Below are 14,907 nucleotides of genomic sequence, written 5' to 3'. Positions count from 1 at the left end.
GATGAACACCCCCACCGCGCCGCAGCGGACCGCCCGCCCCCGGCTGGGCGTCTTCAAGTTCGCCTCGTGCGACGGCTGCCAGCTCACGCTCCTCGACTGCGAGGACGAACTGCTCGGCATCGCCGCCGAGCTGGAGATCGCCCATTTCGCTGAGGCGTCCGGCGACGTCGCGCCCGGCCCGTACGATCTCGCGCTCGTCGAAGGCTCGGTCAGCACCCCCGAGCACCTGGACCGGATCCGGCGCGTCCGCGCCGACTCCCGCCACCTCGTCACCATCGGCGCCTGCGCCACCGCCGGAGGCGTCCAGGCCCTGCGCAACCACGCCGACGCCGAGGAGTACCTGGCGACCGTCTACGCCCGCCCCGACTACATCGCGACCCTCGCCACCTCCACACCCATCTCCGCCCACGTCCCCGTCGACTTCGAGCTGCGCGGCTGCCCCATCGACCGCGGACAGCTGCTGGAAGTCATCACGGCCTTCCTCGCCGGACGCAAACCGGGCATCCCGAACCACAGCGTCTGCTTCGCCTGCAAGCGCCGGGGCAACGTCTGCGTCACCGTCGCCCACGGCACGCCCTGCCTCGGCCCGGTCACCCACGCCGGCTGCGGAGCCCTGTGCCCGACCTACGGACGCGGCTGCTACGGCTGCTTCGGTCCGGCCGGAACCACGAACCTGCCCGCGCTCGTACCGCTCCTGCACCGCGACGGGATGGACGAGGAGGACATCGGCAGGTTCCTGCACACCTTCAACGTCACCGCGTTCACCGCCGTCGAGGAGCAGGGACCCGGCGTGACGGACACGAAAGGAACCGGATGAGCCGGCCCACCCCACGCTCCCGGCTCCTGCGGATCCCCGCCCTCACCCGCGTCGAGGGCGAGACCGCGCTCCACCTGCGCGTCCATGACGGCACCGTCACCGAGGCGCGACTGGCGATCTACGAGCCCCCGCGGTTCTTCGAGGCCTTCCTGCGCGGCAGAGCCCATACCGAGCCCCCCGACCTCACCTCCCGCATCTGCGGGATCTGCCCCGTCGCCTACCAGTTGAGCGCCTGCCGGGCGATCGAGGACGCGTGCGGCGTCACCGTCGGCGGACAACTGGCCGCCCTGCGCCGCCTGCTGTACTGCGGAGAGTGGATCGAGAGCCAGACCCTGCACATCCACCTGCTGCACGCGCCGGACTTCCTCGGCCACCAGGACGTGATCGGCCTGTCCCGGGACCACCGGGAGCACGTGGAGCGCGGACTGCGCCTCAAACAGACCGGCAACGCGGTGGTCGAGCTGCTCGGGGGGCGGGCGATCCACCCCGTGAACGTCCGGCTCGGCGGCTTTCACCGCACCCCGACCCGCAACGAGCTCCGGCCCCTCGCGGAGCGATTGCGTACCGCCCTGGACGACGCGTGGGACACCGTCCGCTGGGTGGCCGGCTTCGACTTCCCCGACGCCGAGTGCGACGCCGACCTGTTCGCCCTCGCCGAGACCGGTACGTACGCCATCGAGTCCGGCACCCCCACCGTGCTGCCGTACGGCGAGCCCCCGGCGCCCCGCGGTTTCCCGCTCCAGGACTTCTGCGACCACGTCACCGAGGTGCACGTCCCGTACTCCACGGCTCTGCAGTCCCGGCTGGACGGACGCAGGCACCTCACCGGCCCGCTCGCGCGCTGGGCCATCAGCGGCCACCTGCTGTCACCCACGGCCCTCGAAGCGGCCCGGGAAGCCGGACTGGGCGGGCCTCCACTGCTCCCCGGGGCGGTGGGCGCCGGGCCCGGTCCGGTCGGCAGGAACCCCTACCGCAGCATCCTGATCCGTGCGGTGGAAGTGCTGTACGCCGTGGAGGAAGCGCTGCGCATCATCGCCGCGTACGAGCCGCCGCCCCACCCGTACGTCGAGGTGCCGGCCCGCGCCGGCACCGGACACGGGGCCACGGAAGCGCCGCGGGGCCTGCTCTACCACCGCTACGAGCTCGGCGACAGCGGCCTTGTCACCGACGCCCGTCTCATTCCGCCGACGGCGCAGAACCAGGGCGCCATCGAGGAGGATCTGCGCCGGATCGTCCAGGCCGGACTCGACCGCGGCGAGGATTCGCAGGCCGAGCTCACCCGGCTGTGCGAACGTGCGGTCCGCAACCACGACCCGTGCATCTCGTGCTCGGCGCACTTCCTGGAACTGGACATCGAGCACATCCGCCAAGACCCCTCGTGAGCACCGCGCTCGCTGCCCGACACCGCGTACGTGGCCGGGGCTCCCCGGGGACGGAAAGGGGCCGTCGGGCCGTGGCGGGCCCCACCGGACCGTGGTGTGATGAAAGTGACGGAAGGAGTCCCGGGAGGCTGCGGAGAAGCGGCCGGCGGCCGTGCACCGCACCATCAGGATCCGCGAGAAGCGGATGGACTCCCTCCGCCCCCTCGTGCGCGTGGGGCGGGGTCGCCTCTTTCACGCCCCGGCCGGTTTCTGCGGCTCCCCGGGCCCCGCCCGGCAGGTGAGGCCCCGGCCGCATGCTCCGGAAGGAGGACGGCCATGTCACGGACGGTGGCGGCGCCGCGGGAGGTCCATGTCCTCCTCGCGGACGGGGCGACCGTCGCCGTCCGGCCGGTCCGCCCGGACGATCTGGCGGAGGTGGCCGCGTTGTCCCGGCTGGCGGACGACCTGCCGCAGCTCGCCGAAGCCGACCTCAACCCGGTCATCGCCCGTCCTGACGGCCTCGACATCGTGGACGTCCGGATGCGGCTCGCCCCCGCCCGGCCGTACGACCCGTACCTGCGCCGGCTTCGCTGACGCGGCGACGCTGTGGTGGCCGACGGCCGGCCGTGGACCGCGGACCGGCGCTGCGGCCGACTCGCGTGTGTGGTTGCGCACGCGTGGACTCCGGCCCGGACTCCCCTTCCCGGCCGTCCGGGCGATCAGGCCCCGAGCGCCCGGTGCAGTCCGAGCCGGTCGGTGCCCAGTTTCGTGAAGACCGCGGACAACAGCTCGGACACCGTTTTGGCGTCGGTGCGCATCGCCGCGGCGATCGACCTGTTGTCCATCCCCGCCGAGGCGTGGCGGGCAGCTGTGAGCTCCGCGACGGTCAAGGTGTCCTGCTCGGAGGTGCGCAGACGGCGGGGCCGAAGACCTGCCGCGGCCAGCTGGGTCCTGGCCCGGCTCACGAGCCCGTCGGCGCCGCAGTCGGCGGCCAACTCCATGCCGCGGTAGGTCTGCTGTGCCGCCTGGTGCGGGTCGCCGATGGCGTGCAGGGCCATGCCGTGGTCGATGAGCGCGTGCGCGAGTTCGCAGGCGGCCGGTGACTGTTCGAGGTACTCCACCGCCTCCTGCAGCAGGCCCGCAGCCTGAAACGGGTCCGCGGCCGTGGCCGCGACGCGCAGGGCGTGTCCGATCACGCTGGACGTCCCGAACGCGCGGGCCCGTGCGACAGCTTCGGCCGCCGTGGCCCGTGCCTGCTCGGGCGCGTGCGTTGCCTGTGCGAGCGCCAGGTCCAGCTGCCAGGGACTCCAGGAGGGATTGCGCGTTCCGCGCAGATCCAGGCGCCGGCCGGCTGCGGTGAGGTGGTGCTCCGCCTCCTCGATCCTGCCCTGGGCCAGGAGCAGTTTGCCCCACACCGCCTGCGGATCGGGATAGACCACGGCCTGGGGGAAGCCGTCCGCCAGCCTGTAGGCATTGGCGATGCGCTGGGCCTCGGCGGTGTTCCCCCGGGCGAGCAGGGTCTCGATGAGGGTACCGATCGCGTACCACTGCGCCGGTGTCCCGGTGCCGACGCGGTCGGCGATCTGGAGGCCGTTGCGTACGAAGTCCTCGGCCTCGGCGAGCTGCCCGCGCCGGTAGCGGACGTAGCCCAGCAGGGTGTAGACGAACGACAGGTGCGCGCCGCGCCAGCCCTTCTCCTCGAACTCGATGATCGCCGTGTTGAAGAGGTCCTCGGCCCGGCCGGGCTGGTCGCAGTACATGAGCGTGACCGCGAGGACGGCGGGCACCTCGAAGCCGAAGTCCTGGTCGGTCCAGCTCATGCCCCCGTCGAGCGCTTGTTCCGCGTACTCCAGGGCGGTGGAGGCGGGCTCTCCGCGCATCGCGGCGTCCCAGGCCCGCAGACCGAGGATGTGCCGCTCGGCCAGACCCCGGCCGGTGAGCCGCTTGGCGAACTGGGCGAGGAGCCGGGAGCGGGCGGGCGAGTTCTCCTCGTCGAACCGGACGGCGTTCCATTTGAACTGCTCGGCCTGCATGCGCAGCCGCGTACGGGAGTTCGTGGCACGCCGGGCCTCGTCCGCGAGGAGCTCTGCCGCCGGACCCAGCTGGCCCGTGTGGCCGAGCGCCTGGGCGAGCCGGTACGTGATCGCCTCGCGCAGGGCCTGGTCGGTCTTGGGCTCCTCCAGCGCGGCCCTGAGCTGGTTGATCGTCGTCGCGGGGTCGTGCAGGAGGTTGGCGGATCCGAGTTCGAACAGGACCTCGGCGCGGTCCTCCATCTCCGGGGGCTCACGCAGGGCACGGGCCAGGTAGCGGCGCGCGGCATCGGGAGCGCCCGCGGAGAAGCTCTCGCGCGCGGCCTGGCGCAACTGCTGTACGACCCAGGGGTCGCCCTCGGGGTGCATTTCCAGGAGGTGGCGGGCGGCGGCCGCGGAACCCTGCCCGTCGTCGATCACGGCCTGGGCGGCCATCCCGTGCATGGCTACGCGTACCCCGGGCGGAATCGAGCGGTACACGGCGGTGGCGATGAGCGGGTGGAAGAACTCCACGACTTCCTTGCGCCGCACGCCCGGGAGGACGGTCAGGATGCGAGCGGCCCGCAGCCGGTCGATGGCCTCGGCGGCCTGGGCCTCACCGAGGGCGGCCACGCCACTGACGATGCCGAGGGGGACGGCGGTACCGAGCACGGCGGCTGCCCACGCGAGCCGAACGGTGGACGTGCCGAGCTGTTCGAGCCGGTCGATCAGGCCGCTACCCTTGACCGCGGAAGCCAGCTCGCGCAGTTGGGGGATGTTGCCCTGGTACGGCTTCAGCCCCCGGTCGCGGCCCTTCATGACCAGCTCGACCACCTCGAAGGGGTTTCCGCCGGTGATCGCCCAGCATTCGCGGCAGAACAGGTTGTCAGCGTTCTCACCGAGGGCGTCGCGCACGATGCGCGCGACGGCGCTCGTGGTCAGGGGAGCCAGCTCGTGCGGGCGCGTCCCCTGGCGTCCCATGAGGGCGCGCAGCGCGGCGGCGCCGGCGGGGATCTCGTCGGGCCGACAGGCCACCATGATCAGCATGGCCAGTTCCTCGGCGCGCGCCGCGAAGGAGGTGAGCCAGCTCAGGGACTCCGCGTCCGCCCAGTGAGCGTCGTCGACGATCAGCACGACGGGGGCGTTGCGTACCGCTAAATGTGTGACCACCCAGTCGAGTCCGTCGCGCACGCCCTGCGGGTCGGGCCCCGTCGGACCCTTCGGGGCGGCCGTCAGCCCGAGCGCGGGGGCGATGATGCCGTACCAGTTGCCGAGCGCCTCGCGCCGTTCGTCCTCGCTCATGGCGGCGAGCGCCGGCTGGATGAGCTGGCGCATCACGTGGAACGGAACCTGCCTCTCCTGCTCGCCGCCGCGCGCGAAGAGCACGGTGCAGGAGCGGTCGGCGGCGTGGCGGCGGGCCTCGTTCAGGAGGGTGGTCTTGCCTATGCCGGCCGATCCGGCGAAGGTCAGGACACCCCCGCTGCGGTTGGCCGAGCCATTGCCCGCGATGCCGCAGAGGACGTCCACCGCGCGTTGGATCGCGAGGACTTCCGCCTCCCGCTCCAGCAGGGGCTGAGTGTTCCAGCTACTCGGTTCCGTGACCTGCGACATCCTTTGCCCCCTCCACCACGTGCGGGAGAGTGTACGGGTCGGAGGAGGAGTTGATGTTGTTTCAGCACACTATTGCGGAATCTCGTCACTCATATGAGAAGAGTGTTGTATCTTCCGCGCCACGGGAATCATCGGCAGTTCGCTGGGCTGCGGAATCCCCGCGGGACGTTCGCGCACGGTGATGCCCGGGGCCGGCTTCAGGTGCCATCGCGAGGCGACGGTTGCCACCGCGGTCAGGATCTCCGTCACGGCGAAGGAATCGCCGATGCACTTGTGCTGGCCGGCCCCGAACGGTACGTAACTGTGGGTGCGGGAGCGCTCCTTCGCCCTCTTCTGCCAGCGGTCCGGGTCGAAGACGCCGGGGTCGGGGAAGAGCACGGGGTCCCGGTGCAACGCGTACGGACTGTAGGCCACTTCGGCGCCGGCCGGGATCGAGGTTCCGCCGAGGGTGAGGGGGGCCAGGGCCCTGCGGGTGAAGAGCAGGGGGGAATGCAGGCGCAGGGCCTCCTGGAAGACGTCGTGCGTGTACGTCAGCGCGGGTATGTCTTCGGGACGCACGGGCCGTGACCCCACCACTGAGTCGACTTCGGCGTGGACGCGCGCCTCCACCTCGGGGTGCCGGCCGATCTCGTGGAAGATCCAGGACAGGGTGGTCGCAGAGGTCTCGGTGCCGGCGAGCATGATGGCGATGACCTCGTCCCGCACCTGCTCGGCATCCATCGGCGAGCCCGTCTCGGAGTCCACGGCCGCCAGCAGCAGCGAGAGCAGGTCGTGGCGGTCGCCGCGCCCGGTCGGCGCCTCCGCACGGTACTGCTCGATCACCTCGTCGATGATGCGGCGCAGCCGGGCGGCTGCGCCGTCGAACCGCCGGTTGTAGGGAATGGGCAGCCGGTCCAGCGACTTGGGCATGACCGCCCGCACGAGCATGCCCTCCAGGACGATGGGCAGCGAGCGGTGCACCTCGTCGACGGCGGGCCGGCTCAGGTCCCCCGAGAAGATCATCTCGGCGACCGAGGACATCGCGTACCCGCGCGCCTCCGTGACCATGGAGATCTCACGGCCGGCCGTCCACGACGCGGACATCACCTCCGCCTGCCGGCACATCACCTCGGCGTACTCTGTGATGTTTTTTTGATGGAAGGCGGGCTGCATCATGCGGCGCTGCTTGCGGTGGAAGTCACCGTCGGTGGTCACGATCCCGTTGCCGAACACCGGGCGGAGCCTGTCGAAGATCCTTCCCCGGCCGAACTGCTGCGCCTGCTGGACCAGTACGGAGTGGACGTGCTCCGGGCTCGTCAGCACGTGGACGGGCCAGGTGCCGATGTCGAGCCGTACGATGTCGCCGTGTTCCCGGAGCGACTCCAGGAACGCGATCGGCCGGCGCCACAGTTGCAGCGCGTGACCCAGGAGCGGTAACCGTCCTGGAGCGACCGGAGCATGGACCTCGGGACCGGAATGCGTCTCAGATGCCATGAGCTGACTTTCCGTCACGCCGCGGAGACAAGATCCGGGCGGGTGTACGCAGACTCCAGTCCGGCCGCGAACCGTTCGTCGCTGTACCGCGTGCACTCGTAACGCTGCCACAGATCGGCGCCGATCATCCAGTCCTCGTAACTGCGCACGCAGCGCGTGACCGCGTCGACCAGCGACGGGTCCGCCCCGGGGAGCGCGCCGACGGCCTGAACCAGACGTTCTTCTTGGGTCAGATACTGCTCGATGCGCTCCTGGATGCGCCCCTCGACCGCCTGGACGGCGTCGGGAAGGGAGCACTTCTCCCAGAAGGAGATGAGGGAGACGAGGTTGTTGGGGTCCCCGCAAGCGTGCTCCTTCGGCAGGGAGAACACGTCGTTGCCCCATGAGATGACATCGAGCACGCTCGCGGCGAGAGCTCGGAACTCGGGGAGGTCGTGGACGTCCTGCGGGAGGTCGATCCCGAGCCCGGCCTCCACCATGTCCATCATCGGAAGGATCTGGGAGCTGTGGCGGCGCATGAGGACGTACTCCTGGACCCCCGGGCGGCTCGTGGTGGCGCGGTTGCCCGCCTCCTGGTCCAAGGAGTCGAGCATGAGGGGGACATGTGTGCGGTAACGGGCCGCGGTCCCCTCGTTCATGCCCGCCAGGATCCGGTCGCACAGGTCCACGAATCCCGTCACCAACGGATTTCGGCCCGCTGTCGACCTCTCGATCCGCCCCGTTCGCAGATAGCCGGTGATCGCATCGGTGACGGGTCGCCAGGCCGCGACCTTTCCGGCCCTGATGAGGTGGTCGTGCTGGTCATCCAGGACGAACGACCAGGCCATCCACTCGGCGAGCAGGAGGACCCGCTCGTAGGGGACGTCACCGCTCACCCGACCGGCCAGGTGGCCCACGCCGATGCCCGAGAACTGCTCGGCTGCGGTGGTCACCAGTTCGTGTTGCAACACCCACGAGGTCGCCTCGGCGTTCGCCCGGGCGGCCCCGGGATGCTTGGAGTTTCCGAACGGAAGGTGGAAATCGGGGACGGAAAAAGAACCGAGCTGGGCCATTGATCCCCCACGGAAGAATCGGATTCGTCAATACCCGCTCACTGCCCGACCGCGCTGTACACCCGCGACTCCAACGCCCCTCTCCTGCGACATCGCCGTGTCCACGCCAGGTGACGGGCGGATTGAACCGGTCACGGATTGGCCTGATCCAGCCCGTCTGCGGCTACATCAGGCCACCTGTGAACTCATTTACCCCCAAGACGCAGCACGCTGTCAATGTTGGCGGAGTGAACGCAGGTAATCCATCCCGGAATTGCCGAAATCGCGATCATTTCGAATGTGCAATTGGCATAGTCGATTGCGTTCGGAGTGCCTGGGGCCAGAGGTGCCTGAGAGAAGACAGCCCGGCCGGCCGGGTGGCCGAAGAGCGCCCTCGGAGCGGGGGCCTCTGCCTACACTGCGCAGGGCAACAGCCGTTGGAGAAGGGCGGAAGCGTGACCGAGAATCATGCGCCGGACCCTGGAGAGCCTGGAACGCCGGTGGATACCGGCGGGCCGGGAGGCGGCCTGGAGGCCGACGTCCTCGGCTCCCATCTGGAGTTGTTGCGGACGCGGTTGAGCGGAGAGCAGTTCGAGGCACTCGTCCGAGCCGTCCAGACCACCTGCACGCTCCTGGCCGAGGAGCAGCAGGTACTCCTGGGAGAGCCGCAGGAGGGCGGGCTCACCCCCGACCTCCGGGGAGAGTACCTGTCCCTCATGGCAGTGATGATCACTGGACACCTTGACCACCGCCTGGTCGAGTTCAGGACCTTCGACGGAGGCAAGGGCTGGGCGGTCGTGGAGAACCCCCGCACCCGTGACCGACACCCCGGCACGCCCCCGGCCGCTCGCGACGCGGCGCGACACGCGTGGTTCGAGGGCCGCCTGGACGGCATCACCCGCGCGACCGACTCCCCGGCTCCCTGACGGGACCGCCGGCAGCAGCCGACGTCCTCACCGACGCCACGCCGGCCAGGCCGAGCACGGCATGGGAACCCCCGACTGGTTCCGTGTGCACCTGACGGACATCCCCGAGGCCGCCGCCCGGCTGCCGGCGGTACGCACCCACGACGACCCCGGACCACCCGTCTGCGCCCCCTCCGGACGCGCGGACGGTCCCGACCAGGGGCCCCGGCAGGGTCGGTCGGACGGAGACATGGGTGCGGTCCACATCCTCGGGGCGGGAAGTGTGGCGACCGGCACCATGTGCCGTTGACCTGCGCGTTCCTATGGTGTGGCGACACGGATTCGTCCCCGCCCCCAGCCCGGAAGTGGTACTCATGGCCGCCTCTGCCACACCGTCAGCGAGCCCCGGCAACATCAGGAGAGTCGTCGCGGCGAGCCTCGTCGGGACCACCATCGAGTGGTACGACTTCTTCCTCTACGGCTCCGCCGCCGCCCTCGTCTTCAACAAGCTGTTCTTCCCCAGCAGTGAACCCCTGGTCGGCACCCTCCTGGCCTTCCTCACCTACGCCATCGGCTTCGCTGCCCGCCCCCTCGGCGGTGTGGTCTTCGGGCACTACGGCGACAAGATCGGCCGCAAGAAGCTCCTCATCCTCAGCCTCCTCATGATGGGCGGCGCCACCTTCGCCATGGGCCTGCTGCCCACCCACGCGAGCATCGGCGTCGGCGCACCCGTCCTCCTCACCCTGCTGCGCCTGATCCAGGGCTTCGCCCTCGGCGGCGAATGGGGCGGCGCGGTCCTGCTCGTCTCCGAGCACGGGGACGACAAGAGCCGCGGTTTCTGGGCCTCCTGGCCGCAGGCCGGCGCGCCCGGCGGGAACCTGCTCGCGACCGGTGTCCTCGCGCTGCTGGCCGCCGTCCAGTCCGACGAGGCGTTCCTCGCCTGGGGCTGGCGCATCCCCTTCCTGCTCTCCGGTGTCCTCGTCGTGGTCGGACTGTGGATCCGGGTGTCGGTCGCCGAGTCGCCCGTCTTCCTGGAGGCACAGGCCAGGGCGGCCGCGCAGGCTGCCGCCGGCGCCAAGGAGAAGCTCCCCGTCGCCGAGGTGTTCCGTACGAACTGGCGCGGGGTCCTCACCGCCATCGGCACCCGCCTCGGCGAGAACATCTCGTACTACATCCTCACCGCGTTCCTCCTCGTCTACGTCACCACCCACCTCGGACTGTCGAAGAGCAACGGCCTGAACGCCGTCCTCATCGGTTCCGCCGTCCACTTCGTCACCATCCCGGCCTGGGGCGCGCTCTCCGACCGCGTCGGACGCCGTCCCGTGACCCTGATCGGCTCGGTCGGCATGACCGGATGGGCCTTCGCCTTCTTCGCGATGCTGGACACCAAGTCGTTCCCGGTGATAGCCGCCGCCGTCACCGTCGGACTCCTCTTCCACGGCGCCATGTACGGGCCGCAGGCGGCCTTCATCTCCGAGATGTTCGACACCACCGTCCGCTACTCCGGTGCCTCCATGGGCTCCCAGCTCGCCTCGATCATCGGCGGCGCCCTCGCCCCGATCGTCGCGGTCGAACTCCTCAAGGACTACGAGGCGTCCCTTCCCGTCTCGCTCTACCTCGCGGCCGCGGTCGTCGTCACCACGCTGACCGTCCTCGTCGCGAAGGAGACCCGAGGGCGCGACCTGGCCCGGAACCACACCCCGGCCGGCGCCGCGGTTCCCGGCGCGCGCCAGACAGAACACCGGTCGGCCTCCGCCGCCGGGTGAGTCGTCCCACCGCCCCGCCTCTGCCCCGCCCCGGTGGACGGCGGACGCGGGGCCGGTGCCGCCCGACCGCACGCGACCACGGAGCAAACCCCCATGTCCAGCACCCTGAAGGATCCCCGCACCGGGCGGCAGCCGTGGTCCGCCCTGCGGCGCCTCCTCGACCTCCTCGCCCAGGGCGCGCCGCCCGAGCACTTCACCCTCGCTGCCGAAGAGGCCGTGGGCGCGGACGCGGCCGAGGCCGAGGCGATCGCGGAAGCGACCCGGGTGGCCCTGCGGATCCGCGGCACCCTCAGCCAGCACCGGCGCCGCGAGGCCGAGCTCGCGGCCCTCTTCGACACCGCCGGGGACCTCGCCGCGCTCAGGGACCTGGACGCCGTCCTGAGAGCCATCACCCACCGGGCCAAACTGCTGCTGGGCACGGACGTCACGTACCTCTCCCTCAACGACGACGAAGCCGGCGATACCTACATGCGGGTCACCGACGGATGTGTTTCCGCCGCGTTCCAGCAGGTACGGCTGGGCATGGGGGAGGGCCTCGGCGGTCTCGTCGCCGAATCCGCCCGCCCCTACACGACCGGCGACTACCGCGACGACACCCGCTTCAAGCACACCGGCACCATCGACAGCGCCGTCATGGAGGAGGGACTGCACGCCATCCTCGGTGTGCCGCTGCGCCTGGGCACCCGGGTGATCGGCGTCCTCTACGCCGCGGACCGCACCGCCCGCACCTTCGGCCCCGACGAGGTCGCGCTCCTCTCCTCGTTGGCCGACCACGCCGCCATCGCCATCGACAGCGCCCGGCTGATGGACGAGACGCGTACGGCCCTGGTCGACCTCAACGAGGCCTCGCAGACCATCGCGTCGCACAGCGAGGCCGTACGACGCGCCGAGGACGCCCACGACCGGCTCACCGACCTCGTCCTGCGCGGCGGCGGCATCACCGACGTCGCCACCGCCATCGGCGGCATCCTCGGCGGCGGCACCCTCATCCACGACGCCGATGGAGCCGAACTCGCCCGGGCGGGAGCCGAAGCGCTGCTGCCGCCCCCGCAGGCCGTGGCCGCCTCGCGGGCCGGCGGGCGCGCCGTACCCGTGGACGGGACGTGGGTCTGCGCCGTACTCGCCGGCCACGAACTCCTCGGCAGCATCGCCCTCACGGGCCGCCCCGACCTCGGCGAGGCCGACCGGCGCCTCTTCGAGCGCGCCGGCGTCGTCACGGCCCTGCTCCTGCTGCTGCGCCGCTCCGTCGCGGAGACCGAGGACCGTATCCGCGGCGAACTCCTGGGGGACCTCCTCACCGGGGCCGCCGACCTCGGCACCCTGTCGGCCCGCGCCCGGCGGCTCAAGGTGGACCTGGACCGTCCGCACACCGTCTTCGTGCTCCACGCGCCAGCCGTCCCCCGGCCCCGGCTGCTGGCCGCGGCCTCCCGCACCGCGCAGGACCGCCACGGACTGGCCGGCACGCACCGCGAGGAGGTGGTCCTCGTATGCCCCTCCGACACCCCGAGCGCCTGCGCCGCACGCCTGGCGGACGAACTGGGGCCGGCCGTCGCCGCACCGGTCACGGTCGCCGCCGCGGGACCGGTCGCCGGGCCGGAAGGTTTCGCCGACGCCCACGCCGAGGCCCTGCGCTGCCTGTCGGCCCTCAGGGCGCTGGGCCACGAGGGCCGCGGAGCCGCACTGGCCGACCTCGGGTTCGTCGGCGTACTCCTCGTAGACCAGGCCGACCTGCGCGGCTACGTCCGCCGTACCCTCGGCCCGGTCCTCGACTACGACGCCCGGCGCGGCACCGACCTCCTGCACACCCTGCAGGTGTACTTCGCCGCCGGGATGAACCAGACGAAGGCGCGCGAGGCCCTGCACGTCCACATCAACACCGTCGTCCAGCGCCTGGACCGCATCGGTCAGCTGCTGGGCCGGGACTGGCAGCGCCCGGAGAGGGCGCTGGAACTCCAGCTCGCCCTCCGCATCTCCCAGGTGTCGCCGCCCGGCGTCAGCGCCCACACGACGAGCCGGCCATGAGACTGCAGCGATTTGCCTAAAAGCTTTAGGCAATCGCATACTCCTCTTAGGTCGATGGGCGGAGGAGGCGGCATGGCAGGGCGGGTCGGGCTGACCCCGGAGCGGCTGGTGCGCGCCGGTGCCGAGCTGGCGGACGAGATCGGCTTCGACCGGGTGACCCTGTCGGAGCTCGCCCGGCGCTTCGACGTGAAGGTGGCGAGCCTGTACTCGCACCTGAAGAACTCCCACGACCTGAAGACCCGGATCGCCCTCCTCGCCCTGGAGGAAATGGCCGACGAGGCTGCCGACGCCCTGGCCGGACGGTCCGGGAAGGACGCGCTCGCCGCGTACGCGGGCGTCTTCCGCGCCTACGCCCGAGAGCACCCCGGCCGTTACGCCGCGACCCAGTTCCCCCTCGACACCGAGACCGCCCTGGCCAGTGCCGGCGTACGGCACGCGCGCATGACCCGGGCCATCCTGCGCGGCTACGACCTGGCGGAACCGGAGCAGACCCACGCCGTCCGGCTGCTCGGCAGCCTCTTCCACGGCTACGTCAGCCTCGAGAACGCCGGCGGCTTCAGCCACAGCGCCCCCGACAGCCAGGAAAGCTGGGAGCGGGCCGTCGACGCCCTCGACTCCCTGCTGTCCAACTGGCCCACCCCCTGACCAGGAGCAGACGATGACCGCCGAACCGACCCGGACCGCCGCCCCGATCGCGACCCCCATCACCGACGGGCTGCTGCGCGGCGCCATCGAGCTGGAGCGCACCGCGCACGGACTGCTGCCGCACCGGCTGCCGGCCCGGGCCCGCGCCCAGTGCACCGACGGACAGCTGGCCATGGCCGAGGCCCAGCCCTCCGGCATGCGGCTCGCGTTCCGTACGACGGCCACCACCGTCGAACTGGAGACCCTGCCCACCAAACGCGTCTACGCCGGCGCCCCGCCCCGGCCGGACGGCGTGTACGACCTGCTCGTCGACGGCCGGCTCACCGCGCAGGGCACCTGCGTCGGCGGCAACACCCTCGCCATCGACATGACGGACTGGAGCACCGAATTCCGCCCCGGCAAGCCCTCCACGGTCCGGTTCGCCGGCCTGCCCGGCCACGCCAAGGACGTGGAGATCTGGCTCCCGCACGACGAGACCACCGAGCTGGTTGCCCTGCGCACCGACGCCCCCGTGGAGCCGATGCCCGACCGCGGCCTACCGGTCTGGCTGCACCACGGCAGCTCGATCAGCCACGGTTCCCACGCCACCGGTCCCAGCGCGATCTGGCCCGCGCGCGCCGCGGCGCTCGCGGGCGCCGAGCTGGTCAACCTGGGGTTCGGCGGCAGCGCGGTGCTCGACCCGTTCACCGCCCGCACACTGCGCGACACCCCCGCCGACCTGATCAGCGTCAAGCTGGGCATCAACCTGGTGAACCTCGACCTGATGCGGCTGCGGGCCTTCGGCCCCGCGGTGCACGGCTTCCTCGACACGATCCGCGAAGGCCACCCCACGACGCCGCTGCTTGTCGTCTCGCCGGTCCTGTGCCCCATGCACGAGGACACGCCGGGTCCCACCGCCGTCGACCCGTCCACCGTCGCCGCCGGGCAGCTGAAATTCCGGGCCGCGGGCGACCCGGCGGAGGTCGCCGCCGGAAAGCTGACTCTCGGCGTCATCCGCCGCGAGCTGGCCCGCATCGTGCGCGAGCGCTCCGCCGACGACCCGAACCTCCACCACCTCGACGGCCGGGAGCTCTACGGAGCCCCGGACGCGGCCGAACGGCCGCTGCCCGACAACCTTCACCCGGACACCGCGACGCACGCTCTCATCGCCGAACGCTTCGCGAAGCTGGCCTTCGCGGCCAACGGGCCGTTCTCGACGCGCCGCTGATCGTGGTGGACTCGGGAAGACGCCGTCACCAAGCCGTGAAACTACGGCGGGACGCTGGTG

General features: G+C 71.4%; 11 protein-coding genes. 8 read left to right on the top strand and 3 right to left on the bottom strand.

Annotation, left to right across the window (positions count from 1 at the left end):
* The first annotated feature begins 1 nt into the window (after position 1).
* From ACZ6Y1_RS03445 to ACZ6Y1_RS03435, 3 genes are all read left to right on the top strand, one after another.
* The gene (locus ACZ6Y1_RS03445; RefSeq protein WP_469622022.1) at positions 2–817 is read left to right on the top strand and encodes an NADH-quinone oxidoreductase subunit B family protein; all 816 of its coding nucleotides are present in this window, start codon (positions 2–4) and stop codon (positions 815–817) included.
* The gene (locus ACZ6Y1_RS03440; protein WP_469622017.1) at positions 814–2,199 is read left to right on the top strand and encodes a Ni/Fe hydrogenase subunit alpha; all 1,386 of its coding nucleotides are present in this window, start codon (positions 814–816) and stop codon (positions 2,197–2,199) included. The genes ACZ6Y1_RS03445 and ACZ6Y1_RS03440 overlap by 4 nt, the downstream gene beginning before the upstream one ends.
* A gap of 315 nt (positions 2,200–2,514) precedes the next feature.
* Positions 2,515–2,772 carry an acetate--CoA ligase family protein gene (locus ACZ6Y1_RS03435; RefSeq protein ID WP_469622015.1) on the top strand — a complete coding sequence of 86 codons (258 nt, stop codon included), beginning with the start codon at positions 2,515–2,517 and terminating at the stop codon, positions 2,770–2,772.
* Between the two features lie 125 nt (positions 2,773–2,897).
* Here the strand turns inward: ACZ6Y1_RS03435 and ACZ6Y1_RS03430 are convergent, their stop codons facing one another.
* The 3 genes from ACZ6Y1_RS03430 to ACZ6Y1_RS03420 form a co-directional block, all read right to left on the bottom strand.
* Positions 2,898–5,798, bottom strand: coding sequence for an ATP-binding protein (locus ACZ6Y1_RS03430; protein WP_469622012.1), 2,901 nt, complete (start codon positions 5,796–5,798; stop codon positions 2,898–2,900).
* Between the two features lie 69 nt (positions 5,799–5,867).
* Positions 5,868–7,271, bottom strand: a complete 1,404-nt coding sequence (locus ACZ6Y1_RS03425; protein WP_469622009.1) for a cytochrome P450 — start codon at positions 7,269–7,271, stop codon at positions 5,868–5,870.
* A 14-nt stretch (positions 7,272–7,285) separates the two neighbouring features.
* Positions 7,286–8,203, bottom strand: a complete 918-nt coding sequence (locus ACZ6Y1_RS03420; RefSeq protein WP_469622006.1) for a terpene synthase family protein — start codon at positions 8,201–8,203, stop codon at positions 7,286–7,288.
* 599 nt (positions 8,204–8,802) lie between these two features.
* Between ACZ6Y1_RS03420 and ACZ6Y1_RS03415 the strand changes: the two genes are divergently transcribed.
* From ACZ6Y1_RS03415 to ACZ6Y1_RS03395, 5 genes are all read left to right on the top strand, one after another.
* On the top strand, positions 8,803–9,228 hold the full coding sequence (locus tag ACZ6Y1_RS03415) for a hypothetical protein (RefSeq protein WP_469622003.1): 426 nt from the start codon (positions 8,803–8,805) through the stop codon (positions 9,226–9,228).
* A 353-nt stretch (positions 9,229–9,581) separates the two neighbouring features.
* Positions 9,582–10,973 carry an MFS transporter gene (locus tag ACZ6Y1_RS03410; RefSeq protein WP_469621997.1) on the top strand — a complete coding sequence of 464 codons (1,392 nt, stop codon included), beginning with the start codon at positions 9,582–9,584 and terminating at the stop codon, positions 10,971–10,973.
* Positions 10,974–11,066: 93 nt separating this feature from the next.
* Positions 11,067–12,995 carry a helix-turn-helix domain-containing protein gene (locus tag ACZ6Y1_RS03405; RefSeq protein WP_469621994.1) on the top strand — a complete coding sequence of 643 codons (1,929 nt, stop codon included), beginning with the start codon at positions 11,067–11,069 and terminating at the stop codon, positions 12,993–12,995.
* Positions 12,996–13,067: 72 nt separating this feature from the next.
* A complete protein-coding gene (locus ACZ6Y1_RS03400) occupies positions 13,068–13,640 on the top strand; it encodes a TetR/AcrR family transcriptional regulator (RefSeq protein WP_469621991.1) in 573 nt (190 codons plus the stop codon).
* Between the two features lie 13 nt (positions 13,641–13,653).
* On the top strand, positions 13,654–14,847 hold the full coding sequence (locus tag ACZ6Y1_RS03395; RefSeq protein ID WP_469621988.1) for a GDSL-type esterase/lipase family protein: 1,194 nt from the start codon (positions 13,654–13,656) through the stop codon (positions 14,845–14,847).
* The last annotated feature ends 60 nt before the right edge of the window (positions 14,848–14,907 follow it).

Source organism: Streptomyces sp. NPDC053432 (genome assembly GCF_055585365.1).
This window is presented reverse-complemented; position numbering and strand designations above follow the sequence as displayed.